Annotated in this window: 21 protein-coding genes; 11 read left to right on the forward strand and 10 right to left on the reverse strand. The window is 59.8% G+C overall.

All coding sequences use genetic code 11. From position 1 onward, the window contains the following. Positions 1 to 39: 39 nt before the first annotated feature. Positions 40 to 1,449 carry an aminotransferase-like domain-containing protein gene (locus AACY02_RS14135; protein ID WP_339432481.1) on the reverse strand — a complete coding sequence of 470 codons (1,410 nt, stop codon included), beginning with the start codon at positions 1,447 to 1,449 and terminating at the stop codon, positions 40 to 42. A 90-nt stretch (positions 1,450 to 1,539) separates the two neighbouring features. Between AACY02_RS14135 and AACY02_RS14140 the strand changes: the two genes are divergently transcribed. Beyond that, positions 1,540 to 2,460 (forward strand): DMT family transporter, encoded by a 921-nt coding sequence (locus AACY02_RS14140; protein ID WP_339432482.1) that lies wholly within the window; start codon positions 1,540 to 1,542, stop codon positions 2,458 to 2,460. Positions 2,461 to 2,489: 29 nt separating this feature from the next. Next, the gene (locus AACY02_RS14145) at positions 2,490 to 3,218 is read left to right on the forward strand and encodes an alanyl-tRNA editing protein (RefSeq protein WP_339432483.1); all 729 of its coding nucleotides are present in this window, start codon (positions 2,490 to 2,492) and stop codon (positions 3,216 to 3,218) included. Positions 3,219 to 3,221: 3 nt separating this feature from the next. On the opposite strand, the gene prpD is transcribed toward AACY02_RS14145, so the two are convergent. The 6 genes from prpD to AACY02_RS14175 all read right to left on the reverse strand — a co-directional run bounded on the left by prpD (position 3,222) and on the right by AACY02_RS14175 (position 11,623). Continuing rightward, entirely contained in the window at positions 3,222 to 4,706 is a 1,485-nt protein-coding gene (prpD, locus tag AACY02_RS14150; protein ID WP_339432484.1) for a 2-methylcitrate dehydratase, read from the reverse strand. Between the two features lie 181 nt (positions 4,707 to 4,887). Further along, the gene (gene prpF / locus AACY02_RS14155; protein WP_339432485.1) at positions 4,888 to 6,078 is read right to left on the reverse strand and encodes a 2-methylaconitate cis-trans isomerase PrpF; all 1,191 of its coding nucleotides are present in this window, start codon (positions 6,076 to 6,078) and stop codon (positions 4,888 to 4,890) included. A gap of 54 nt (positions 6,079 to 6,132) precedes the next feature. After that, entirely contained in the window at positions 6,133 to 8,727 is a 2,595-nt protein-coding gene (acnD, locus tag AACY02_RS14160) for a Fe/S-dependent 2-methylisocitrate dehydratase AcnD (protein WP_339432486.1), read from the reverse strand. Positions 8,728 to 8,845: 118 nt separating this feature from the next. After that, the gene (prpC, locus tag AACY02_RS14165; RefSeq protein WP_339432487.1) at positions 8,846 to 9,973 is read right to left on the reverse strand and encodes a bifunctional 2-methylcitrate synthase/citrate synthase; all 1,128 of its coding nucleotides are present in this window, start codon (positions 9,971 to 9,973) and stop codon (positions 8,846 to 8,848) included. Positions 9,974 to 10,013: 40 nt separating this feature from the next. Beyond that, positions 10,014 to 10,904: a methylisocitrate lyase gene (prpB, locus tag AACY02_RS14170; protein WP_250603955.1), complete on the reverse strand. Its 891-nt coding sequence runs from the start codon at positions 10,902 to 10,904 to the stop codon at positions 10,014 to 10,016. Further along, positions 10,901 to 11,623, reverse strand: coding sequence for a GntR family transcriptional regulator (locus AACY02_RS14175; RefSeq protein ID WP_221733954.1), 723 nt, complete (start codon positions 11,621 to 11,623; stop codon positions 10,901 to 10,903). The genes prpB and AACY02_RS14175 overlap by 4 nt, the downstream gene beginning before the upstream one ends. A 292-nt stretch (positions 11,624 to 11,915) precedes the next feature. On the opposite strand from AACY02_RS14175, the gene rloA reads away from it, so the two are divergent. The 4 genes from rloA to pabB all read left to right on the forward strand — a co-directional run bounded on the left by rloA (position 11,916) and on the right by pabB (position 16,465). Then, on the forward strand, positions 11,916 to 12,452 hold the full coding sequence (gene rloA, locus AACY02_RS14180; protein WP_221733943.1) for a retropepsin-like aspartic peptidase RloA: 537 nt from the start codon (positions 11,916 to 11,918) through the stop codon (positions 12,450 to 12,452). Positions 12,453 to 12,457: 5 nt separating this feature from the next. Continuing rightward, a complete protein-coding gene (gene rloB, locus AACY02_RS14185) occupies positions 12,458 to 13,993 on the forward strand; it encodes an osmotic stress tolerance membrane protein RloB (protein WP_221733944.1) in 1,536 nt (511 codons plus the stop codon). Next, positions 13,993 to 14,979, forward strand: a complete 987-nt coding sequence (locus AACY02_RS14190) for an alpha-L-glutamate ligase-like protein (RefSeq protein WP_339432488.1) — start codon at positions 13,993 to 13,995, stop codon at positions 14,977 to 14,979. Before rloB ends, AACY02_RS14190 begins: the two co-directional genes overlap by 1 nt. Before the next feature lie 142 nt (positions 14,980 to 15,121). Beyond that, positions 15,122 to 16,465: an aminodeoxychorismate synthase component I gene (gene pabB / locus AACY02_RS14195; protein ID WP_339432489.1), complete on the forward strand. Its 1,344-nt coding sequence runs from the start codon at positions 15,122 to 15,124 to the stop codon at positions 16,463 to 16,465. A gap of 92 nt (positions 16,466 to 16,557) precedes the next feature. Here the strand turns inward: pabB and thrH are convergent, their stop codons facing one another. Continuing rightward, entirely contained in the window at positions 16,558 to 17,175 is a 618-nt protein-coding gene (gene thrH, locus AACY02_RS14200) for a bifunctional phosphoserine phosphatase/homoserine phosphotransferase ThrH (RefSeq protein ID WP_339432490.1), read from the reverse strand. A gap of 163 nt (positions 17,176 to 17,338) precedes the next feature. Between thrH and AACY02_RS14205 the strand changes: the two genes are divergently transcribed. The 3 genes from AACY02_RS14205 (at position 17,339) to AACY02_RS14215 (ending at position 20,889) form a co-directional block, all read left to right on the forward strand. Continuing rightward, entirely contained in the window at positions 17,339 to 18,073 is a 735-nt protein-coding gene (locus tag AACY02_RS14205) for a phosphoadenylyl-sulfate reductase (RefSeq protein ID WP_339432491.1), read from the forward strand. 494 nt (positions 18,074 to 18,567) lie between these two features. Further along, a complete protein-coding gene (locus tag AACY02_RS14210; RefSeq protein WP_339432492.1) occupies positions 18,568 to 20,106 on the forward strand; it encodes an NCS1 family nucleobase:cation symporter-1 in 1,539 nt (512 codons plus the stop codon). A gap of 54 nt (positions 20,107 to 20,160) precedes the next feature. Further along, the gene (locus tag AACY02_RS14215) at positions 20,161 to 20,889 is read left to right on the forward strand and encodes an aspartate/glutamate racemase family protein (protein WP_339432493.1); all 729 of its coding nucleotides are present in this window, start codon (positions 20,161 to 20,163) and stop codon (positions 20,887 to 20,889) included. 141 nt (positions 20,890 to 21,030) lie between these two features. Here AACY02_RS14215 and AACY02_RS14220 read toward each other — a convergent pair whose 3' ends face one another. Continuing rightward, on the reverse strand, positions 21,031 to 21,957 hold the full coding sequence (locus AACY02_RS14220; RefSeq protein ID WP_339432494.1) for a LysR family transcriptional regulator: 927 nt from the start codon (positions 21,955 to 21,957) through the stop codon (positions 21,031 to 21,033). A 126-nt stretch (positions 21,958 to 22,083) separates the two neighbouring features. On the opposite strand from AACY02_RS14220, the gene AACY02_RS14225 reads away from it, so the two are divergent. After that, a complete protein-coding gene (locus tag AACY02_RS14225; protein WP_339432495.1) occupies positions 22,084 to 22,830 on the forward strand; it encodes a 3-oxoacyl-ACP reductase family protein in 747 nt (248 codons plus the stop codon). 74 nt (positions 22,831 to 22,904) lie between these two features. Here the strand turns inward: AACY02_RS14225 and AACY02_RS14230 are convergent, their stop codons facing one another. Further along, positions 22,905 to 23,600: an HAD-IA family hydrolase gene (locus AACY02_RS14230; protein WP_339432496.1), complete on the reverse strand. Its 696-nt coding sequence runs from the start codon at positions 23,598 to 23,600 to the stop codon at positions 22,905 to 22,907. Between the two features lie 248 nt (positions 23,601 to 23,848). Between AACY02_RS14230 and AACY02_RS14235 the strand changes: the two genes are divergently transcribed. Then, the coding region (locus tag AACY02_RS14235) for a DUF6531 domain-containing protein (protein ID WP_339432497.1) at positions 23,849 to 26,019 on the forward strand (2,171 nt) is incomplete at its 3' end.

Genomic DNA, 26,019 nt, shown 5'->3' on the forward strand with positions numbered 1-26,019 from the left:
CTGATCTGAAACCTTCGCGAGCTTGCTCGCGAAGAACGATTACGCGGTTTCGGTGAGTGACCGCGCCAGCGCTTCAAACCCACCCAGCAACAACCTGTCATCCCCCACCGAATTGCACACACTCGCCCGAATAAACTGCGGCACCGCCGCGTGCCCGACGGCGAACGCCTCGGCGGTCGCCACCAGATAGTTGTTTTCCTTCAATTCCGCGGCAATCTGCGACGCCCGCCACAGCTCAGGCACTTGCAACCAGAAATGCGGGCTGTGGATATGCGTCTTGTAGCTCAATCCCTCCAGCGCACCCGCCACCCAGGCCTTGCGCCGGCCGATCTCGCCGATCTGCTCATCCAGCAAGCGCTCGGCCATGCCGTTTTCGATCCACAGAGTCGCCACCTCCTGGGTCAATGGATTAGCCATCCAGCAGGTACCACGAATGGCGGAGCTGATGCGCCCAAGCAACGCTTGCGGCACATGCAGATAGCCAACCCGCACCCCCGCCGAAACCGCCTTGCTCAGACTGCCGATCAACACTGAACGCTCAGGGGCGAAATAACTCAGAGGCAGCGGACGCTGGCGATCCAGCACCGCGTGTGCTTCGTCTTCGAGGATCAGCAGGTTGTGTTGGCGACAGACCTCGGCAATCGCCTGGCGTCGTGAGATCGACATGACCGCCGCCGTAGGATTCTGGATCGTCGGCGTGCAATACAGCGCGGATACCCGGTGCTGACGGCAAATGTCCTCCAGCGCCGAGGGCAACAGTCCTTCGTCATCCATCGCGGCACCGATCAGCTTTATCCCGAGTTGGCGTGCGACGCTGATCAATCCGGGGTAGGACAAATGCTCGGTGACCACCGTGTCACCCGCCTTGAGCAAACCCATCAACGCGCACAACAGGCCATGCTGACCACCGTTGACGCACAGCACCTGATCGGCGTGCGGGACAAAATCCCCATGACGCAGCCATTGGGCACCCGCCGCTCGATGCCGTGGCAGTCCACCTTCAGCGGTGTATCCCGTCAACTGCTGCAAGCGGTGCGGATCACCGGCCAGTGTCTGCAGGGCTTGGCTCATCAAAGCCGTTTCCTGCCCGGGAATCGGCTGATTGCGACTCATGTCGAAGCAGGCCGGGGGCTCATCGCTGACATTGCGAAAGCCCTTGTCTTGCGGCCGCTCCATCCCGCGCTGACGCACATAAGTGCCGTCTCCTACACGGGCCACGACCCATCCCACACGCTCCAGTTGGCCGTAGGCACGGCTGACGGTGCCGATGGTGACGCCGAGGCTATCGGCCAACAACCTGTGGGGGGGCAACTTGCAACCGGCCTCGATAACACCGGCAACGATGGTCTTCTCGACCGCGTCCGCGAGGCGCTGATACTTCACGCCGACGCCATTGGCCAGGCCGTCACGCAGGATTGACACCATGGCAATACTTACTTTGACAGTCATTCTTGCCCCGAATAGCGTACTGAAAACAGGTTCAATCAGGGATAGACCTTTTCAGTAATCAGGTCAATTCCGTCGTTCGGAGCACACCGCATGTCGATCGCCCTCAGCACACCGTTGAACACCAGCAAACCCTGGCTCGCCGGGTTGGTCACCAGCGTGTTGTTTCTGATCGTCTGCCTGAGTTGGGGCACGACATGGCTGGGGATCAAGATTGCCGTGGAAAGTGTGCCGCCACTGACTGCCGCCGGGCTGCGCTTTCTGATTGCCTTTCCGCTGTTCCTCGGCTTCGCCGTATTGCGCAAAGAACCGCTGCTGTTCCCCCGGCGGAGTCGCTGGTTCTTTGTGTTCGTCACGCTGTCGTATTTCAGCCTGCCCTACTACTTGCTCAACTATGGCGAGATGCATGTGTCGTCCGGCCTGACCGCGCTGTTGTTCAGTTGCATGCCGGTGTTCATCCTGATTTTTTCTGCGCTGTTTCTGCGCGAGAACATCCAGGCGACGCAAATACTCGGGATCGCCATCGGTTTCGGCAGCCTGTTCATGATCATCCGCAGCCAGGGTTTGCATCTGGATCAGGCGCAATGGCTTGGTGTACTGGCGATTCTCAGCGCGGCGATCATGCACGCGCTGTGCTACGTGATCACCAAAAAGCACGGCAGCGCAATCAGTGTGATCACCTACAACACTCTGCCCATCGGCATTGCCGGTTTGATGCTGCTGGTCACCGGCCTTTCGCTGGAAGACCCGACGTTCGCCACCATCACGCCACGCTCCTGGGGGGCGCTGCTGTACTTGGGGCTGATAGCGTCGGTCGGCGGCTTTATCGTCTATTTCGTCCTGCTCAAACGCCTGAGCCCGGTGCTTCTGTCATTCGTGTTCATCATCTTTCCGGTGTTCGCCGTGATCATCGGCGCCTGGTACGAAGGCACGGAAATTTCTCGCGAGCTGATGCTGTATTCAGCCGTCCTGCTGGGCGGATTTGCGATCACCAAGCTGCCAGCCAAGCGCTAACAATCATGCATTGAACATCGGAGGTTCAAATGTCGGTACACACCATGGAAACCCTCAGTCTTTTTAACAATGCCCCTTATCAGCGCGATTTCAGTGCCCGGGTGATCGCGGTGGTTGATCAGGCCGTCGTCCTCGAACACACGCTGTTCTATCCCACCGGTGGCGGGCAGCCGGGCGACACCGGGCACTTCAGCTTGCCGGATGGCACCCGGATCGAGGTGACGGGAACGCTGCGCGACCCGTTGCTGCCGTCGATCATCTGGCACAACGTTGCGCAATGCCCGCCTCAGCTATGCGTCGGCGCCCTGCTCAACGCCAGCCTGGACTGGGCGCGGCGCTATCAACACATGAAGATGCACACCTGCCTGCACCTGCTGGGCTCGATCATCAATGCGCCGGTCACCGGGTGCAGCATCAGTGCCGACAAGGGCCGGCTGGATTTCGACCTGCCCCAAATGACCCTCGACAAGGACAGCCTCACCCACGACCTCAACGCGCTGATCGAGCAGGCCATTGCCGTCACCACCCTGTCGATGCCCGCCTCGGAGTTTCCCGCACTGCTGGAAAAAACCGGCAGCAAAACGATTAACCCGCCGGCGATTCAGGGTGAATTGCGAATGGTCGAAGTGATCGGCATCGACCTCCAGCCCTGTGGCGGCACCCACGTACAAAACACCCTGGAAATCGGTCGAGTGTTTTGCGAAAAAATCGAGAAGAAGAGCAGGACCAACCGCCGGGTGATCCTGCGGTTTGAATGAGCCCTAGATCACGAACAGGTCGACGAAGCGGTTCACCGCAGTCGCCTCAAGCTGCGCCTGATCTGTGCACAGCGCGAAGATCTTGCCGCTGCGTTGGTCGGTGAAACGGGTTGCCAGGTTCGTCTTGAACTTGTCTTCGAGCAACGGAATGCCTTCGGCGCGACGGCGACGGTGACCAATCGGGTATTCCACCACCACGTTCTCGGTGCTCGAACCGTCCTTGAAAAACACCTGCACCGCGTTGGCAATCGAGCGTTTGTCGGCCTCCAGATACTCGCGAGTGAAGCGCGGGTCTTCGACAATGACCATTTTTTCGCGCAGCACATCAATGATCGGGTGGGCCTTGTGAAAATCGTCTTCGTATTGCTCGGCCACCAGATTGCCGAACGCCAACGGCACAGCGGTCATGTACTGAATGCAATGGTCACGGTCGGCCGCATTGGCCAGCGGCCCGACCTTGGAAATGATGCGAATCGCCGACTCATGTGTGGTGATGACGATGCGGTCGATTTCATGCAGGCGATTGCGCACCTGAGGGTGCAGCGTGACCGCCGCTTCGCAAGCTGTTTGCGCATGAAATTCGGCCGGGAAGCTGATCTTGAACAGCACGTTTTCCATCACGTAACTGCCAAACGGCCGCGAGAAACTGAAGCTGCGTTTATCCTCCGGTTTTAAGGTCAGATCGCTGTTGGTGTGGCTGAACAGCACGTCGTAAAAGCCCCACTGTTTCGCGCTCAAAACACCGGGAATGCCCATCTCACCGCGCATGGCGATGTCCGCCAGGCGCACGCCACGACTCGATGCATCCCCCGCCGCCCAGGATTTGCGCGAGCCGGCGTTCGGAGCATGCCGATATGTGCGCAGCGCCTGTCCGTCAGCGAACGCATGGGACAACGCCGACAACAACTGCTCGCGATTGGCCCCCATGAGTTTGGCGGTGACGGCGGTTGAAGCGACTTTGACCAAGATGACGTGGTCGAGTCCTACGCGGTTGAAGGCATTCTCCAGTGCGATCACGCCCTGAATCTCATGGGCCATGATCATGGCCTCCAGCACATCGCGAATCGTCAGCGGCGCTTCACCGTTGGCCTGACGTTTTTGCGAAAGGTGATCGGCCACCGCGAGAATCGCGCCGAGGTTGTCCGACGGATGCCCCCACTCGGCAGCGAGCCAAGTGTCGTTGTAATCAAGCCAACGCACGATGCAGCCGATGTCCCACGCGGCTTTCACCGGGTCGAGGCGATAGCTCGTGCCCGGAACTCGTGCCCCGAACGGCACGACAGTGCCTTCAACGATGGGGCCAAGGTGTTTGATGCATTCGGGGAAACGCAACGCCAGCAGGCCACAGCCGAGCGTGTCCATCAGGCAGTTGCGGGCGGTGTCGAGGGCTTCGCTGGAGTCAACTTTGAAAGAGAGGACGTAGTCGGCGATGTCCTGCAGGACACGGTCGTAGTCGGGGCGATTGTTCAGGTCTACGTTGGCGCTCATGTTCGATTCACTCTTGAAGTGGTTCGTTGATGGGACCTCGGTTCAGGGCTGATTTTTTGGGTTGAAATACTATCCCCAAGGAGCGGGTTTGCTCACGAAGGCGCAGTGTCAGTCGACATCATTGTTGCCTGGTGCGCCGCCTTCGCGAGCAAGCCCGCTCCCACAGGGAATGAAGTGTTACTTAAAAAGCGTCGCCGGGAATGCGCACGTAGCCTTCCATCAATACCCGCGCACTGCGACTCATGATGGCCTTCTTCACCACCCACTCACCGTTTTCCAGACTGGCCTCAGCACCGACCCGCAAGGTCCCGGACGGATGGCCAAAACGCACGGCATTGCGCTCGATGCCACCCGCCGCGAGGTTTACCAACGTGCCGGAAATGGCAGCAGCGGTACCGATCGCAACGGCTGCGGTGCCCATCATCGCGTGGTGCAATTTGCCCATCGACAAGGCGCGCACCAGCAGATCAACGTCACCTGCCGCAACCGCCTTGCCACTGGAGGCCACGTAATCCGCAGGCTTGGCCACGAACGCGACTTTCGGTGTGTGTTGGCGCTTGGCGGCTTCATCCAGATTGGCGATCAACCCCATGCGCAACGCACCGTAGGCACGAATGGTTTCAAACATTTGCAGCGCTTTCGGATCGCTGTTGATCGCGCTCTGCAACTCGGTGCCGGTGTAACCGAGGTCGGCGGCGTTGACAAAGATCGTCGGAATGCCGGCATTGATCATGGTCGCCTGGAACGTGCCCACACCGGGCACTTGCAGTTCATCGACCAGGTTGCCGGTGGGGAACATTGAGCCACCGCCGCCCTCTTCGTCTGCTGCCGGGTCCATGAACTCCACTTGCACTTCGGCGGCCGGAAAGGTCACCCCGTCGAGTTCGAAGTCGCCGGTTTCCTGCACCTCGCCATGGGTGATTGGCACATGAGCAATGATGGTCTTGCCGATGTTGGCCTGCCATACGCGCACCACCGCTACGCCGTTTTGCGGGATACGGCTGGCGTCGACCAAACCATTGCTGATCGCGAACGAACCGACCGCCGCCGACAGGTTGCCGCAGTTGCCGCTCCAGTCCACGAACGGCTTGTCGATGGAGACCTGACCGAACAGGTAGTCGACGTCGTGATCGGCTTTGATGCTTTTCGACAGGATCACGGTTTTGCTGGTGCTCGACGTGGCGCCGCCCATGCCGTCGATCTGCTTGTCGTACGGGTCGGGGCTGCCGATCACCCGCAACAACAACGCATCGCGGGCCGGGCCGGGAATCTGCGCCGCCTCGGGCAGGTCCTTGAGACTGAAAAACACGCCTTTGCTGGTACCGCCACGCATGTAGGTAGCGGGGATCTTTATTTGAGGTGCGTGAGCCATGGTGCTCCTTAACAAAGGCGCGGGACTCAAAAGCCCACGCCCACATACGATGATTTAAACGGCAACCGACGACTCTTCGAGGAAGTCCTGAGCGAAGCGCTGCAACACGCCGCCGGCCTCGTAGATCGACACTTCTTCAGCGGTGTCGAGGCGGCATGTCACCGGCACGTCGACGCGCTCGCCGTTCTTGCGATGGATCACCAGCGTCAAGTCAGCGCGCGGTGTGCGGGCGCCGATCACGTCGTAGGTTTCGCTGCCGTCGATGGCCAGGGTGTGACGGTCGGTGCCCGGTTTGAACTCCAGCGGCAACACGCCCATACCCACCAGATTGGTGCGATGGATACGTTCGAAGCCTTCGGCAGCAATCGCCTCGACCCCAGCCAGACGCACCCCCTTGGCCGCCCAGTCGCGGGACGAACCCTGACCGTAATCGGCGCCGGCAATGATGATCAGTGGCTGCTTGCGCTCCATGTAGGTTTCGATGGCTTCCCACATGCGCATCACTTGGCCTTCCGGCTCGACGCGGGCCAGCGAACCCTGTTTGACCTTGCCGTTTTCCACCACCATTTCGTTGAACAGTTTCGGGTTGGCAAACGTTGCGCGTTGCGCAGTCAAGTGGTCACCCCGGTGGGTGGCGTAGGAGTTGAAGTCCTCTTCCGGCAAGCCCATTTTCGCCAGGTATTCGCCGGCGGCGCTGTTGAGCATGATCGCGTTCGACGGCGACAGGTGATCGGTGGTGATGTTGTCCGGCAGCACCGCCAGCGGGCGCATGCCCTTGAGCGGACGCGCACCCGCCAGTGCGCCTTCCCAATACGGCGGACGACGAATGTAGGTGCTCATCTCACGCCACTCGTACAGCGGCGTGACTTTCGGGCCGGTGTCTTCGTGGATGGCGAACATCGGGATGTAGACCTGACGGAACTGCTCCGGCTTGACCGAGGATTTGACCACGGCGTCGATTTCTTCGTCGCTCGGCCAGATGTCTTTGAGGCGGATTTCCTTGCCGTCGACCACGCCCAACACATCCTTCTCAATGTCGAAGCGGATGGTGCCAGCGATGGCGTACGCCACAACCAATGGCGGCGAGGCCAGGAACGCTTGCTTGGCGTAGGGGTGAATCCGGCCGTCGAAGTTGCGGTTGCCCGAAAGCACGGCCGTGGCGTACAGATCACGATCGATGATCTCTTGCTGGATCACCGGGTCCAGCGCACCCGACATGCCGTTGCAAGTCGTGCAGGCGAATGCGACGACACCGAAACCGAGTTGCTCCAGCTCCGTGGTCAGCCCCGCTTCATCGAGGTACAGCGCCACGGTTTTCGAGCCCGGGGCCAACGAGGATTTGACCCACGGCTTGCGGGTCAATCCAAGCTTGTTGGCATTGCGCGCCAGCAGGCCGGCGGCGATGACGTTGCGCGGGTTGCTGGTGTTGGTGCAACTGGTGATGGCGGCGATGATCACCGCGCCGTCGGGCATCTGCCCCGGCACCTCTTCCCACTGGCCGCTGATGCCTTTGGCCGCCAGATCGCGGGTGGCGACGCGGGCGTGCGGGTTGCTCGGGCCGGCCATGTTGCGCACGACCGAGGACAGATCAAAGGTCAAACCACGCTCGTATTGCGCACCTTTGAGGCTGTCGGCCCACAGGCCGGTGGTCTTGGCGTATTGCTCGACCAACTGCACTTGCTGGTCTTCGCGACCCGTGAGTTTCAGGTAATCGATGGTCTGCTGATCGATGTAGAACATCGCCGCCGTGGCGCCGTATTCCGGGGCCATGTTGGAGATGGTGGCGCGGTCGCCGAGGGTCAGCGCGGCAGCGCCTTCGCCGAAGAACTCCAGCCACGCCCCGACGACTTTCTGTTTGCGCAGGTATTCGGTGAGTGCCAGCACCATGTCGGTGGCGGTGATGCCCGGTTGCAGCTTGCCGGTCAATTCGACGCCGACGCTTTCCGGCAGGCGCATCCACGAGGCGCGGCCGAGCATCACACTCTCGGCTTCGAGACCGCCAACGCCGATGGCGATCACGCCCAGTGCATCAACGTGCGGGGTATGGCTGTCGGTGCCGACGCAGGTGTCCGGGAACGCCACACCGTCGCGCACCTGGATCACCGGCGACATTTTCTCCAGGTTGATCTGGTGCATGATGCCGTTACCCGGCGGGATCACGTCGACGTTCTTGAAGGCCTTTTTGGTCCAGTTGATGAAGTGGAACCGGTCTTCGTTGCGACGGTCTTCGATGGCGCGGTTTTTCTCGAACGCCTGGGCATCAAAACCGCCCGCTTCGACGGCCAGCGAGTGGTCGACGATCAGTTGCGTCGGCACCCCCGGGTTGACCTGCGCCGGGTCGCCGCCTTGCAAGGCAATCGCGTCGCGCAGACCAGCGAGGTCGACCAGCGCGGTCTGGCCCAGAATGTCGTGGCACACCACACGGGCCGGAAACCACGGGAAGTCGAGGTCGCGTTTGCGTTCGATCAGTTGCTTGAGGGAATCGGTGAGCGTGGCCGGATCGCAGCGACGCACCAGGTTTTCCGCCAGCACGCGGGAGGTGTACGGCAGGGTGTCGTAACTGCCGGGCTGAATCGCCTCGACCGCCGCACGGACGTCGAAGTAATCCAGAGGACTGCCGGGCAGGTTCTTGCGAAATTCTGTGTTCATCGGGTCAGGACTCGGGTCACGGTAGTTTCAAGAGGTGAACATTGCACCGGCACTGAAGTGGACTCGGTCACACATTGGTTCCCGGTTTATCCAGTTACCGGTGCGGGAGGCCCACCATTCAGCGACGTTCGATTGGCACGAACTTGCGCTGTTCGACGCCGATGTACTCGGCGCTTGGACGGATGATGCGGTTGTTGGCACGCTGTTCGAACACATGCGCGGCCCAGCCGGTCAGGCGCGAGCAGACGAAAATCGGCGTGAACAGTTTGGTCGGGATGCCCATGAAGTGGTAAGCCGAGGCATGGTAGAAGTCGGCATTCGGGAACAGTTTTTTCTGCTCCCACATGGTCTTGTCAATGGCTTCGGAAACCGCGAACAACACCTTGTCACCCACTTCGTCAGCCAGTTTTTTCGACCAGCCCTTGATCACCTCGTTGCGCGGGTCGCTGTCCTTATAGATCGCGTGACCGAAGCCCATGATCTTGTCTTTGCGCTCAAGCATGCCGAGGGTGCCTTTGATCGCCTCTTCGGGCGATGAGAAGCGCTCGATCATTTCCATCGCCGCTTCGTTGGCACCGCCGTGCAGCGGGCCGCGCAACGAACCGATAGCGGCGGTGACGCAGGAATACAGGTCCGACAGGGTCGATGCACAAACGCGAGCGGTGAACGTCGAGGCGTTGAATTCGTGCTCGGCGTACAGAATCAGCGACACGTTCATCACTTTGACGTGCAGTTCGCTCGGTTTCTTGTCGTGCAACAGGTGAAGGAAGTGGCCGCCAATGGTGGGCTCGTCGCTGACGCAGTTGATGCGTTTGCCGTCGTGGCTGAAGCGATACCAGTAGCACATGATCGCCGGGAACGCGGCCAGCAGACGGTCAGTCTTGTCGCACTGTTCGCTGAAGTCTTTCTCCGGTTCGATGTTGCCCAGGAACGAGCAACCGGTGCGCATCACGTCCATCGGATGAGCGTCGGCGGGGATGCGTTCCAGCACTTCTTTCAGCGCTTGCGGCAGGTCGCGCAGTTTGCTCAGTTTGCCCTGGTAGGCGGCAAGTTGCGCTTGGGTCGGCAGCTCGCCGTAAAGCAGCAGGTAAGCGACTTCTTCAAATTGCGCCTCTGCCGCCAGTTCACGCACGTCGTAGCCGCGATAGGTCAGCCCGGCGCCGGCCTGGCCCACGGTGGACAGTGCCGTTTGCCCGGCCACCTGGCCCCGGAGCCCGGCGCCACTGAGTACTTTTGCTTCAGCCATTGTTTTCTCCAATCTTGAATTTGTTAGGGAGTACGGCGGCTTACTTCTTCGCCGCAAACAACGCATCGAGCTTCTGCTCGAAGGTGTGGTAATCGATGCGATCGTAAAGCTCCATGCGAGTCTGCATGGTGTCGATGACATTCTGCTGCGTGCCGTCGCGGCGGATCGCGGTGTAGACGTTTTCCGCCGCTTTATTCATCGCGCGAAACGCCGACAGCGGGTACAGCACCAGCGACACGTCGGCGCCGGCCAGTTGCTCGGTGGTGTACAGCGGTGTCGAGCCGAATTCGGTGATGTTGGCCAGAATCGGCGCTTTCACGCGGTTGGCGAACAGTTTGTACATCTCAAGTTCGGTGATGGCCTCCGGGAAGATCATGTCGGCGCCGGCCTCGATGCATGCGGCAGCGCGATCCAGTGCCGACTCCAGGCCTTCGACCGCCAGCGCATCGGTACGCGCCATGATCACGAAGCTGTCGTCCGTGCGGGCATCGACGGCGGCTTTGATGCGGTCGACCATTTCCTGCTGGCTGACGATCTCTTTGTTTGGGCGATGACCGCAGCGCTTGGCGCCGACCTGATCCTCGATGTGAATCGCCGCCGCGCCGAACTTGATCATCGACTTGACGGTGCGCGCCACGTTGAAGGCTGAAGAACCGAAACCGGTATCCACGTCCACCAGCAGCGGCAGATCGCAAACGTCGGTGATGCGGCGCACGTCGGTCAGCACGTCGTCCAGGCCGGTGATGCCCAGGTCCGGCACGCCGAGCGAGCCCGCCGCCACACCGCCACCGGACAGGTAGATCGCTTTGAAGCCGGCGCGTTTGGCCAACAGCGCGTGGTTGGCGTTGATCGCGCCCACCACCTGCAATGGATGCTCGCTGGCGACCGCGTCGCGGAAACGCTGGCCTGGAGTGTTCAGGTTGGAACTCATGACTCACCTCGTTCAGTGGCTGTCTTATCGTTGGCGCCGTCCTGGTAATGACGGGCGATATTGCGTTTCGAGGCGCCGATGTGACGGCGCATCAACAATTCCGCGAGCTCGCCGTCACGGTCGGCGATCGCATCGAGAATGCGGTGGTGTTCGGCAAAGGCCTGGCGGGGGCGATTGGGCGTGGAGGAAAACTGGATGCGGTACATGCGCACCAGTTGATAGAGCTCGCCGCAAAGCATTTGCGTGAGGGTGCGGTTGCCGCTGCCCTGGATGATCCGGTAGTGAAAGTCGAAATCGCCTTCCTGCTGGTAGTAGCCGACGCCGGCCTGAAATGCCGCGTCGCGCTCGTGGGTTTCGAGCACCCGGCGCAACTCGTCGATTTCTTCGACGCTCATGCGTTCAGCCGCCAAGCGGCAAGCCATGCCTTCAAGGGATTCGCGGATTTCGTAGAGTTCCAGCAATTCGGCGTGACTGAGCGACACCACCCGCGCACCGACATGCGGCACCCGGACCAGCAGGCGCTGACCTTCCAGACGATGAATCGCCTCACGCAGCGGGCCACGACTAATGCCGTAGGTGCGCGCCAGCTCCGGCTCGGAGATTTTGCTGCCTGGAGCGATCTCGCCTTTGACGATGGCCGCCTGAATGCGCCGGAAGACGTTTTCCGAAAGCGTCTCGGAATCGTCGCCGCTGATGACCGGGGGATCGAGTTGATCCAGCATGATTGTCGACACCTTTAAATCCAATGCGGCAAAAACTAGTCAATTCGCCAGCCTCAGTCAAAGGAAAAATAGATATTGTCGACAATCGTCTAATAACCACCCTTGGACCACCCCAAGGGTTATAGACCCGCTCGGGCGCTGGCGCCATAAAATCACCGTGCTAGAATGCCGCCCGCATTTGCTGGCCATTTGTACGGCTTGTCATAAAAAGCTGATAGGCACACGAAGGGGCTTGCGCAAGTTTTGCCAAGGACCTGAACCGAAAACGGAACGCTGCGCACCAGGATTTATGAGACTCAAGCCTTTCCCCACATTTTTTGCTCTGTTTTGCCTGCCCGGGCTTGCCGCCGCGGGAGAAAAAACCGTGTACGGCCTCAACGAATACGCCTCGTTGGATGGCATCAATCTGCAAGTCGCGGCCAAACTCGATACGGGCGCTAAAACCGCCTCGCTGAGTGCCCGCGACATCAAACGCTTCAAGCGGGACGGTGAATCCTGGGTACGTTTCTACCTGGCGATCGACGCCGCGCATTCGCACCCGATCGAACGACCGCTGGCCCGGGTCAGCAAGATCAAGCGCCGCGCCGGCGACTACGACCCGGAAGAAGGCAAGAAGTACACCGCCCGCCCGGTGATCGAGCTGGATATCTGCATGGGCACGGCGATGCGCAGCATCGAAGTGAACCTGACCGACCGAAGTGCGTTCCAATATCCGCTTTTGATCGGCTCCGAAGCCTTGAAACGTTTCGATGCGCTGGTCGACCCGAGTCTTAAATACGCTGCCGGCAAACCCGCCTGCACCATCGCCGCTCATACCGCCGAGTAATTTCCATGCGTTCTCTAACCTTTCACCTGAAAATCCTGATCACCATTCTGGTGTTGCTGGGCGTTTCGGTTACGGCCTATCAGATTTTCGTGCTCGGCATTCCGGTGACCGAAGACGCCACCGACGATTTGTGGAACATCGATGCCAAGGTCGAGTTCGTCGCCAGTGCCAAGGATCCGGTCAAAATCCAGATGTTCGTGCCGCCCCTGAGCCGCGATTACGTCAGCCTCAACGAAAGCTTCATCTCCAATAACTATGGCGTGGCCGTGAACCGCGTCGATGGCAACCGCAAGGTGACCTGGTCGGCGCGCCGGGCCAAGGGCAACCAGACCCTGTATTACCGTTTGGTGCTGACCAAGCGTTACACCTCGGAAAAATCCAAGATCAAAGGCCCGACCTTCCGCGACAGCATTGCGGTCGAAGGCCCGGAAAAAATCGCCGCCGAAGCACTGCTCGCGCCGATCCGCCAGCACTCGGCCGACGTCGAAACCTTCATTGGCGAGGCGATCAAACGCGTCAACAACCTCAACGATGACAACGTGAAACTGCTGCTGGCGGGCGATCCATCCACCGCGCACAAAGCCAAAATCGTCGAACTGTTGCTGTCTATCGCGCACGTCCCGGTTGAAAAAGTCCACACCATCCGCCTGGTTGCCGATCAACCACAAAGCCCTGAATTGTGGCTGCGCAGCTTCAATGGCAACGACTGGCTGTACTTCAACCCGGAAACCGGCGAACAAGGCCTGCCAAGCGACCGCCTGCAGTGGTGGACCGGCGATGAGAACCTGATCACCATCGACGGCGGCAAGAAAGCCAACGTGACCTTCAGCCTGAACAACAGCGAGATGAATGCGATTCGTCTGGCCAAGCTGACCGACGAAAACACCGACGCCAACTTCCTCGAATACTCGCTGTATGGCCTGCCGCTGCAAACCCAGCAAACCTTCATGATCATGGTGATGATCCCGATTGGCGTGCTGGTGATCCTGATCCTGCGCAACCTGATCGGCCTGCAGACCCTCGGCACCTTCACCCCCGTACTGATCGCCCTCGCCTTCCGCGAAACCCAGTTGGGCTTCGGCATCATCCTGTTCACCGTGATTACCGCGCTGGGCCTGTCGTTACGCTCTTATCTGGAACATCTGAAACTGCAGATGCTGCCGCGCCTGTCGGTGGTGCTGACCTTTGTCGTGGTGTTGATCGCGGCGATCAGTCTGTTCAGCCATAAGCTCGGTCTGGAGCGCGGCCTGTCGGTGGCGTTGTTCCCGATGGTGATTTTGACCATGACCATTGAGCGCCTGTCGATCACCTGGGAAGAACGTGGCGCAAGTCACGCGATGAAAGTGGCCATCGGCACGCTGTTCGCCGCGTCGCTGGCGCACTTGATCATGACCGTGCCTGAGTTGGTGTACTTCGTCTTCACCTTCCCGGCGATCCTGCTGATCATGGTGGGTTTCATGCTGGCAATGGGTCGCTATCGCGGTTATCGCCTGACCGAGCTGGTGCGTTTCAAGGCGTTCCTGAACAAGGCTGATCACTGATGTTCGGTTTCTGGAAGACCTGGAAGGCCCTGGAAGCCCGAGGCATCATGGGCATCAATCGCCGCAACGCGGACTATGTGCTCAAGTACAACAAGCGCAGTCTGTACCCGATCGTCGATGACAAGATCATCACCAAGGAGCGCGCCATCGAGGCCGGCATTCAAGTGCCAGAGCTGTATGGCGTGATCTCCACCGAGAAGGAAATCGACAAGCTCGGCGAGATCATCGACGGGCACACCGACTTCGTGATCAAACCGGCCCAAGGCGCCGGCGGTGACGGCATTATCGTGGTGGCTGACCGTTTCGAGGGACGCTATCGCACGGTGTCGGGCAAGATCCTTGCCCACGAAGAACTTGAGCATCACATCTCCAGCATCCTCACCGGCCTGTATTCGCTAGGCGGCCATCGCGATCGCGCGCTGATCGAATACCGCGTCACCCCGGACCAGATCTTCAAGAGCATCAGCTACGAAGGCGTGCCGGACATCCGCATCATCGTGCTGATGGGTTATCCGGTGATGGCGATGTTGCGCCTGCCGACCCGTCAGTCCGGCGGCAAGGCCAACCTGCACCAGGGCGCCATCGGTGTGGGTGTCGACCTGGCTACGGGCCTGACACTGCGCGGCACCTGGCTGAACAACATCATCGCCAAACACCCCGACACCACCAACGCGGTGGACGGCGTGCAACTGCCCTATTGGGACGGTTTCATGAAACTCGCCGCTGGCTGCTACGAGCTGTGCGGTCTGGGTTATATCGGCGTGGACATGGTGCTCGATCAGGAAAAAGGCCCGCTGATTCTTGAGCTGAACGCGCGGCCGGGGCTGAACATCCAGATCGCCAACGACTGCGGGCTGACGCTGCGTACCCACGCGGTGGAAGCGCGACTGGAAGAACTGAAGGCCCGTGGCGTGACAGAGTCGGTTGAAGAGCGGGTGGCGTTTACTCAGGAGATGTTCGGCCATATTCCCGCCGTCGAAGGCTGATCACCCTGTCCATGATCGTTCCCATGCGCTGCGCGGGGACGATCAGCCCCACAACCTGCCAATCACCGACATCCCCTCTAGGAGCAATTCCCGCAGAGGACTACAATCCCTACCCCGCCTCAATGGCCGATCTGCCCCGCCCATGCTGACCTGTTCCGTACACCCTCTGCCTTACCGCGCCAATCCCGCCGGATACTTCGCGGCAATCCGCAACGCCCCCGGCGCCGTGCTGCTCGACAGCGGCCGGCCGAGTGCCGACCGTGGCCGTTATGACGTGCTCAGCGCCTGGCCGCTGGAACAACTGGCGGTGTGGCCGGACGAAAACGGCAGCCATTTCCTCCAGCGTCTGCGCGACAATCTGGAGCGCTTGGGCGACGCGCAATTGCCGGCGCCTTATGAGTTGCCGTTCGCCGGCGGTCTGATCGGTTACCTGAGTTATGACTTCGGCCGGCATCTGGAGAGTCTGCCGAGCCAGGCGCGCGATGATCTGCAATTACCGGATGCGCGTTTGGGCCTATACAACTGGGCGCTGATCAGCGATCACCACGCGGCCACTAGCCAATTGGTGTTTCACCCGACGCTGGCCGACAGTGAAAAACAGCGGCTGATTGCGCTGTTCAGTCAGCCGATGACGGGCTCGCTGACGCCGTTCAAACTGAACCAGCCGATGAGTCCCGACCTGTCGCCAGACGACTACCGCCAGGCGTTCGAACGCATTCAGCATTACATTCAGGCCGGCGACTGCTATCAGGTCAACTTCGCCCAGCGTTTTCGCGCGCCGTGCCAAGGCGATCCATGGCTGGCCTATTGCGCATTGCGCGACGCCTGCCCGACGCCTTTTTCCGGTTTCCAGAGCCTGCCCGACGGCGCTGCAGTGCTGAGCCTGTCACCCGAGCGCTTCGTCAAAGTCAGCCAGCGGCAGGTCGAAACCCGCCCGATCAAGGGCACCCGCCCCCGTGGCCTGACACCTGCCGAAGACGCCGCGAATGCCGCGCAACTGCTGGCCAGCCCAAAGGATCGCGCGGAAAACCTGATGATTGTCGACTTGCTGCGCAACGATCTCGGCCGCACCTGCCGTATCGGCTCGGTACGGGTGCCGGAGTTGTTCAGCCTGGAAAGCTATCCGAATGTGCATCACCTGGTCAGCAGCGTGACGGGCGAACTGGCGCAGGATCGCGATGCACTGGACCTGATCGCCGGCAGCTTTCCCGGTGGCTCGATCACTGGTGCGCCGAAGATTCGGGCGATGCAGATCATCGACGAGCTGGAGCCAACCCGTCGCGGCTTGTATTGCGGCTCGTTGTTGTATCTGGACGTGCGTGGCGAGATGGACAGCTCCATCGCGATCCGCAGTTTATTGGTCAAGGATGGGCAGGTGTGCTGCTGGGGCGGCGGCGGGATTGTCGCGGACTCGGACTGGCAGGCGGAGTATCAGGAGTCGATTACCAAAGTGAAGGTTCTGCTCCAAACCCTGCAAAACCTCTAAAACCTCTAAAACCTTCGCGAGCAAGTCCGCGCCCACACAAGAATGCATTCCCCTGTGGCGCGGGCTTGCTGCGAAGGCGTCAGGCCTGACGACTATAGGCTCAAATCCCGGTTAGACGCCTTGAGAAATGCCTGCTTCAACTCGGCAAACGTATGCACCGCCTGGAACTGCGGAAACTCGCGAATGACATTGTCCGGTGCGTGGAACAGAATCCCGGCATCCGCCTCGCCCAGCATCGAAGTGTCATTGTACGAATCACCCGCCGCAATCACCCGATAATAGAGGCTCTTGAAGGCCAGAACCGACTGGCGTTTGGGGTCTTTCTGACGTAACTGATAGCTGCTCACCCGCCCGCTGTCGTCAGTGATCAGACGATGACAAAGCAAGGTCGGGAAGCCCAGTTGACGCATCAACGGTTGGGAGAACTCATAGAAAGTGTCCGACAGAATCACCACCTGAAAGCGCTCGCGCAGCCAGTTGACGAACTCCACTGCGCCATCCAGCGGCTTCAGCGTTGCGATCACCTCCTGAATATCCGCCAGCTTCAACCCATGCTCATCGAGGATGCGCAGACGCTGCTTCATCAGCACGTCGTAGTCGGGAATGTCCCGAGTGGTGGCCTTGAGGGATTCGATTCCGGTTTTTTCGGCGAAGGCGATCCAGATTTCCGGTACCAGCACCCCTTCAAGATCCAGGCAAGCAATTTCCACAAGACACTCCCGTTTGTATTGTTTATTGAGTCGAGCGAGCCCGAACTCTAGCGACTCAACCCCAACCACGCAACGCACAGGACGCCCCAAGCGCCGCTGCTTTTTGTTACCATCGGCGCCATATAGAGCGCCCAGCGCCACCGACCTGTAGGAAGCCGCCCTGATGAGCCCAACGTTCGACGTCGTGGACCTCGCCACGACCTATGCCAACAAATCCGCTCAAGACATCCTGAAACTCGCGTTTGCCGAGTTTGGTGATGATCTGTGGATATCTTTCAGCGGCGCCGAGGATGTGGTGCTGGTGGACATGGCCTGGAAGCTGAACAAGAACGTCAAAGTGTTCAGCCTCGACACTGGCCGCTTGCATCCGCAGACCTACCGTTTCATCGAGCAGGTGCGCGAGCACTACAAGATCGACATCGACATCGTCTCGCCGGACGCCACGAAACTGGAACCGTTCGTGAAGGAAAAAGGCCTGTTCAGTTTCTACAAGGACGGCCACGGTGAATGCTGCGGTATCCGCAAGATCGAACCGTTGCGCCGCAAACTGTCCGACGTCAAAGCCTGGGCCACCGGCCAGCGCCGTGACCAGAGCCCGGGCACCCGCAGCGCCGTGGCGGTGATGGAAATTGACAGCGCGTTCTCCACGCCGGAGCGCACCCTGTACAAGTTCAACCCCCTCGCGCAGATGACCAGCGAAGAGATCTGGGGCTATATCCGTATGCTGGAACTGCCGTACAACAGCCTGCATGAGCGCGGCTTTATCAGCATCGGCTGCGAACCGTGCACCCGCCCGGTGCTGCCAAATCAGCACGAGCGCGAAGGCCGCTGGTGGTGGGAAGAAGCCACCCAGAAAGAATGCGGGTTGCATGCCGGGAATATCATCGGCAAGGCGTAACCCACACCTTTGCATCCAGTGACATCCCCACATTTGTTATATGGCACCCTCCGAAAACGTGTACACACAACTGTCACCATCAGTGCCATTTGTGTGTGCACTTTTCATTTCTGCGACCTGAAACGTTACATCCCTCCTGCAAAGCCCTCCCTTTTGATGTCAGCCGAAATCTTGCGCAAAAAATAAATACCTGTTCAATCGGTCAATTTATATCCACTGATTTTCAGACACTTAGTCCCGTTCGATAACTTTTCGAAATGAGAGACCCATTCCATAGATCAACAACTGGCACAGATCTGGCTTTAGTGCATACATGTTTTGTATACAAAACTGCAAAACATACACACTTTCGATCCGCAAGCCTGAAGCGCCCTATCCCGTACAGGCTGCAGATGCCCCGTAACCAATGATGGTTCACTGCCGCGACGAAGATTTGTCGAGCCTGACAGCTCACGCACAGTCATCGCGGTCCTGAACATCAGGAGCCTGCCGGAATGCGTACAAGTCTCTCCAATAACGTCGCGCTGAATCTGCCCGCCTCTGTCCACGCTCAACCCTTGCCCCCTGACGGCTTGAGCGAACCGTTACAACTGAGCCCGCGTCTGCACAACAGCGATCTGGCACCGACCAAGGCCGAAGGCCGGCGCTGGGGCAAATACAGCATCTTCGCCCTGTGGACCAACGACGTGCACAACATCGCCAACTACTCGTTCGCCATCGGCCTGTATGCCTTGGGCCTGGGTGGCTGGCAGATTTTGCTGTCGCTGGGGATTGGCGCGGCACTGGTGTATTTCTTCATGAACCTGTCCGGCTACATGGGGCAGAAAACCGGGGTGCCGTTTCCGGTGATCAGCCGGATCAGTTTCGGCATCCACGGCGCGCAAATTCCTGCACTGATCCGGGCGGTGATCGCCATCGCCTGGTTCGGCATTCAGACGTATCTCGCGTCAGTGGTTTTGCGCGTGTTACTGACGGCAGTCCATCCCGGCTTCGCCGAGTACGATGACAACGCGATCCTCGGCCTGTCGACTTTGGGTTGGGTGTGCTTCGTGGCGATCTGGTTCGTGCAATTGGCGATTCTTGCCTACGGCATGGAAATGGTTCGCCGGTATGAAGCATTCGCCGGGCCGGTGATTTTGCTGACCGTCGCCGCGCTCGCCGCGTGGATGTACACGCAAGCCAACGCAACCATCGCCTGGTCGATCCGCGAACCGCTGACCGGCGGCGAGATGTGGCGCAATATTTTTGCAGGCGGCGCGTTGTGGCTGGCGATCTACGGCACGTTGATTCTCAACTTCTGCGACTTCGCCCGCTCCTCGCCGTGCCGCAAGACCATCAAGGTCGGGAATTTCTGGGGCTTGCCGGTGAATATTCTGGTGTTCGCCGCGATAACAGTCCTGCTGTGTGGCGCGCAATTCCAGATCAATGGCCGGATCATCGAAAGCCCGACCGAGATCATCGCTTCGATTCCCAACACCTTCTTTGTGGTGCTGGGTTGCCTGGCGTTCCTGATCGTCACCGTGGCGGTGAACATCATGGCCAACTTCGTCGCCCCGGCCTTCGTGCTGAGCAATCTGGCGCCCAAATACCTGACCTTTCGCCGCGCCGGGCTGATCAGCGCGACCATCGCGGTGCTGATCCTGCCGTGGAATCTCTACAACAGTCCGCTGGTGATCGTGTACTTCCTGTCGGGTTTGGGCGCCCTGCTCGGCCCGTTGTACGGGGTGATCATGGTCGACTACTGGCTGATCCGCAAAGGCCGGATCAACGTTCCTCAGCTCTACAGCGAAGACCCCAACGGCGCTTATTACTACAGCCGCGGTATCAATTGGCGCGCCGTCACGGCGTTTATTCCCGCTGCGCTGATCGCCATCGTCCTGGCGCTGGTGCCTGGTTTCCACAACGTTTCGCCCTTCTCCTGGCTGATCGGCGCCGGGATCGCCGGAATGCTTTACCTCATCATCGCCAAACGCCAACCGCACTACGCCGACGTCAGTGGCGAAGCCTTCGCCGTCGACAACGTCTGCCATTAACCCCTTCGCGGCCCGGACTTCGGGCCGCAGAACTGCCCGTTATAAGGATTTTTCATGCGCATTCTCGTGGTCAACGTCAACACCACAGATTCCATCACTCAGGCCATTGCCCGCTCGGCGCAGGCTGTCGCCTCACCCGGTACGGAAATTGTCGGCCTCACGCCGTATTTCGGTGCTGACTCGGTTGAAGGCAATTTCGAAAGCTATCTGGCGGCCATCGCCGTGATGGATCGGGTGATGTCCTACGACCAGCCGTTCGACGCCGTGATTCAGGCCGGTTATGGCGAACATGGGCGCGAAGGCTTGCAGGAACTGCTCAATGTACCGGTGGTGGATATCACTGACGCAGCCGCCAGTACGGCCATGTTCCTGGGGCACGCGTACTCGGTGGTCACCACCCTGGATCGCACCGTGCCGCTGATCGAGGATCGATTGAAATTGTCCGGTTTGTGGGACCGTTGTGCTTCAGTTCGAGCCAGTGGTTTGGCCGTTCTTGAACTGGAACACGAGCCGCAGCGCGCGCTGGAGGCGATCGTGCATCAGGCTGAACTGGCCGTGACGCAGGACAAGGCCGAAGTGATTTGCCTGGGTTGCGGCGGCATGGCCGGGCTCGATGAACAGATTCGTCGGCGTACCGGGGTGCCTGTGGTGGACGGAGTGACGGCAGCGGTGACCATCGCTGAAGCGCTGGTGCGGTTGCGGCTGTCGACGTCCAAGGTGCGGACGTATGCGACGCCGCGGCCGAAGAAAATCATTGGCTGGGCGCAGCGGTTTGCTCGCTGAGTTCACAGTCGGATATCGAGTCGACTCATTCGCGAGCAAGCTTGCACAGGTTTTGTGTGGAACGGGAGCCTTGTAAACGACACAAAACCCTGTGGCAGCGGACTTGCTCGCAAATCGGGGCAACCAGGTCTCAGGCCATGCTCAAATGGCACTGAACCGCTGCGCCAAGCCCTGCTGCGCAAACTGCTCAATCACAAAATCGACAAACGCCCGCGTCTTGCCCGGCAACAATTTATGCTCGGCGTAGTAGATCGAAATGTTGCCGTCATCGATGTACCAATCCGGCAGCACGCGCTGCAACGTGCCCGCCTGCAGATAACCCACCGCAAACGGCATGCTCACCAATGCAATTCCCAGACTTTGCGCGGCAGTCGCACAGGCCGCCTCGGAGTCGCTCATGGTCATTCGCGTCTTGAGGGTCAAGGGGCGGCAGAGCTGGCTGCCACTGCTGATCAACTGCCAGGAGCGCACTCGACCGGTTTGCGGCGAGCGAATCAGGATGCCATCGTGGTGTTGCAGGTCATCAGGCTCGACGATTGCTTTGTGACTTTCCAGATACCCCGTCGATGCCACCAACACTCGGTGCGCCGGCGCCAATTTGCGCGCGACGACACCTTGGGGCAATTCAAATCCCCCGCCAATCGCCGCATCGAAACCTTGCCCAATCAAATCGACCTGGCGGTTATCAAAATGCCAGTCAGGGTTGATCGCCGGAAATCGACGTAAAAACGCTTCCAGCAACGGCACGATGTACAAGCGCCCGAATACCGTCCCCATACTGACTTTCAAAGTCCCCGCTGGCAGGCCCTCGACACTGGCCAGATTGGCCACCGCGTTCTGGATGGTCGTCAGACTGGCACTGACCTGACTCAAAAACAGCTGCCCCGCCTCGGTCAACGTCAGGCTCCGCGTACTGCGCTGAAACAAGCGCACACCGAGCCGCGCCTCAAGCTTCGCCACGCTCTTGCCCACTGCCGCTGGCGTCAGGCTCAGGCGCCGCGCAGCCTCGGCAAAGCTGCCGACTTCGGCACTGCGCACAAAGCATTCGATACTGCTGAAGGTTTCCATGGTCGCCACTATAAACTTTTGGTTTACACAGACTATAGCAATCAGGGTCTACACGGCTGTGGATCAGAAGCCGATACTCGGTTCCAACAACAAGGCATTGCGCCTTGAATACTCTGGAGATCGAACATGTCCACTCAACACCTCAGCGGCAAAGTCGCTCTGATTCAAGGCGGTTCCCGTGGCATCGGTGCTGCCATCGTCAAACGTCTAGCCGCTGAAGGCGCTGCGGTTGCCTTCACGTATGTCAGCTCAACGGTCAAAGCCGAAGAGTTGCAAAACAGCATCACCGCCAGCGGCGGCAAAGCCTTGGCGATCAAGGCTGACAGCGCCGACGCCGCCGCCATCCGCCATGCGGTCAGCGCCACCGTCGAAGCCTTTGGTCGCCTCGACATTCTGGTCAACAACGCCGGCGTACTGGCCGTCGCCCCACTGGAAGACTTCAAACTGGAAGATTTCGACCAAACCGTGGCGATCAACATTCGCAGCGTTTTCATCGCCTCCCAGGAAGCCGCCAAACACATGGGCGAAGGTGCACGGATCATCAACATCGGCAGCACCAATGCTGACCGTATGCCCTTCGCCGGCGGCGGTGTGTATGCGATGAGCAAGTCGGCGCTGGTGGGCCTGACCAAGGGGTTGGCGCGTGATCTGGGCCCTCGTGGTATCACCGTGAACAATGTGCAACCCGGTCCGGTCGACACCGACATGAACCCTGCCAGCGGTGACTTCGCCGAAAGCCTGATTCCGTTGATGGCCGTGGGTCGTTACGGTACAGCCGAAGAAATCGCCAGCTTCGTCGCTTACCTCGCAGGGCCTGAAGCCGGTTACATCACCGGTGCCAGCCTGACCATCGACGGTGGTTTCGGCGCCTGATTTTTCTCAACCGTCTGTAAGAAAAACGCCGCCCCTCCTTTAACAGAGGGGCGGCGTTTTTTGATATCTGGCGTTCAGGCCCATTCCAGCGCCGGCAAACCACAGGCGCTCGGGATGAAGGCTTTCAACGACCGCAGAATACCGTCGGCGTGTGCGTATTTCTCATCGGCCATCGCGGCGTCGGGAATGGCAATGGCGGTCATGCCCGCGGCTTTGGCCGCGGTAACGCCAAACGGCGAATCCTCGAACACCAGACAATCCTCAGGCACGACACCCAGACGACGGGCCGCGGTCAGGAAAATATCCGGCGCCGGTTTGGCTGCGCCGACTTCCGGATCGTCCGCGGTGACGATGAAATCGAACAGTTCAAACCAGTCGCGGTGCAAGGTGGTTTTCTGGCCGAACGACTGACGCGACGAACTGGTGCCCACCGCAATCGGAATGTTGTGCGCCTTGAGGTGGCGAATCAATTCCTCAGCGCCCGGCATTGCCTGAGCCTTGGGAAAGCGCTCACGCATCAATGGCTCACGAATCACCAGAAACTCTTGGGCAGTGATCGGCAAATCGAGCGCCTGGACCACGTAATTGGCAAGGTCATTGGCGCCTCGGCCAATAATGTTCTGCTTGACGCCCCAATCGAAAGTGCGCCCGTACCGCTCGGCAATCAGCGAAGTGACCTCGGTGTAAATGCCCTCGGTGTCCAGCAGCAAACCGTCCATATCGAAAATCACGGCCTTGATCGGGCCAAACGCCTTCAGCGGTGCATTCATCATCGGATCCGTTATCAAACATATCCCAGGCGACCGGTAGCGCCGCTGCTCGGACCTGATTAAAGGGTTCAGCAGCATAGCGAGCGCAACGGGCATTGAGCAACGGTCAATGTTCGTCGAAGCGACGAACTAATCGCGAGCATTTAGCGAAACGCCCTACAGGCATTGCCTACTCTCCCGACTTCTTTCCTTTTTGATCATCCGCAAAGTCCGCGCACCTCTTTTTTCACGTGCGCGAGTGACTGCGAATGCTCCAACCCGATCGGCTTCTGGCCCTGAACAACAGCATCGGCCTGCTGGTAGTTGCCGCCCTGAACCCTGAACACCCGGACTTCGAAAACCTGATCCGGGAATTTCGCCTTTGCCTGAACAACTACGATGTTTGGGCCGAACAGTTCTGGACGGGCACGGCGCTGGATGTCGAGCAGGTGTTCAAGGTCGGCAACGATGTGCAACTCAGCGCACCGATCAAATCTCGCCAGCCCATCAGCTCATCCGTGGTCATGTGTAAGGCAAGCGGCCCGTTGACCCTGGTGCACATGTTCGAGGCCGCGCAATTCGTCCCCATCGGTAATACCCCGGTGACGCTGGAGCCGGTGATCGACGATGCCAACGGGGTTTTGACGTTCGGAGACCCGATACCCCACACCATCGGCCCCAGCGGCATTCTGGAGCTGAACGACTGCGACCGGGGCCAGCGTTATCGCATCACCTTCTTTCCCGATGTCTGCGCTGAGCATGTCCGAGCGTTGTACGCCTCTTATCAAGGCATTCTCGACGACCTGGAAGTCTGGTTACGTGGGGAGTGGACGGAATTTCAGCCGCTATGGGCAGCGTTTTCCAGCGCCGGATTCATTGAGCGTTACGGTCAACTGCAGCAAGCCGACTGGCGCGGATTCGAGAACGCCCTGCACGGCGTTTGGGATGACATCAAGCAACTGTTTGCCCTGCTTGCCGACTTGCAGGCCAATAGCGAAAAGCTGCTGGAGTACCTGACCGACATTGAGCTGGACGCCCTGCTGCAAGCCTCAAGCGAGGCCATCGCTAACGGTCTGCTGATCCTCAGCGACGAGCCGCTGATGTTCATTCATCTGGCCGCATTCACCAGTTGGCTGAAAATGCTGCCGCCGCAGTACCTGGCCGAAGTGGTGGCCGAGGTTCGCGTCGAGTTGTTGATCAGCTTCCTGTTGATGCGGGTATCTGGCGGTGTCGGTGTACCGCTGCGCTTGAGCAGCAAAGTGTTGGCGAAGATCAAATCGCCACGGGCGCGGGAGTGGCTGGCGGCCTCGGCATTGCGCCTGGCTGAGCTGACCTCTGAGCCCGAACTGAGTCGGCATGCGAGCGTGCTCAAGCCGTTGGTAATCAATGCCCGTGCTGCTGAGCTGAAACCGACACCGTCAATTGCGCTGAATATTCGTCAGGCCGATTCGGTGGTTTTGACGGTGCCGAATCCAGCGCCCGTTGCACGAAAAAAGACTCATGGCATGGCGCGACTGGAGCGCCATGAGGCCCACGACGACGCCCCTAATCAGGCAAAAAACCCCAACGGTGACAGCGCCGATTGCGTGCCGTCGACCTGCACCAACGGCTGTCCGGTGTCGATGGTCACCGGCGAAGAACTGCTGACCCTCACCGATGGCACCCTCGATGGCTTGCTGGCGTTCGAGTTCACCCGGTTGTACCGCACCAGTGCCGCCGAAATCGATGTCGGTCTGGGGTTTGGCTGGAGCCATTCGCTGGCGCATCGGCTGGCGTTCGACGCTGACGAGGTGGTCTGGATTGACCACGAAAACCGCCGTACACGGTTTCCGTTGCCGAGTGTCGAGCGGCCGGCGATTCACAACAGCCTGTCGCGGGCGGCGATTTTTCTGGGGGATGAACCGGAGGAATTAGTCCTCGCGCTGGCGGGGGACGCGGCGCGGTTTTATCACTTTCGCGCTGGCCGGCTGACAGCGATCAGTGATGCGTATGACAACCGTCTGACGGTGCATAGGGATCGGTCTGACAGGGTTCAGCGACTGGACAACGGGGCGGGGCGGGCGCTGCTGCTGCGTTACGACCGGGCGCATCTGGTTGGCATCGATTACCAATCCTTTCGTGAAGGCGGCTGGCACACCGAACACACCCTCGTCAGCTACCGCTACGACGCCTATCAGCACCTGATCGAAGCGACTAACGCGGCCGGTGACAGCGAGCGTTACGACTACGACGATCTGCACGTCATCCTGCAGCGCCAACTGACCGGTGGCGCGAGCTTCTTCTGGGAGTGGCAAGGGGCCGGCAAGGCTGCCCGTTGTGTCCGGCACTGGGCGTCGTTCTCGCAGATGGACACCCGCTACGTCTGGAATGACGACGGCAGTGTCGCGGTGCATTACGTCGACGGCACCGAAGAAACCTACGTCCACGATGACCGCGCACG

The organism is Pseudomonas sp. EA_65y_Pfl2_P78, from assembly GCF_963970495.1.
Lineage (GTDB): Bacteria > Pseudomonadota > Gammaproteobacteria > Pseudomonadales > Pseudomonadaceae > Aquipseudomonas > Aquipseudomonas baetica_A.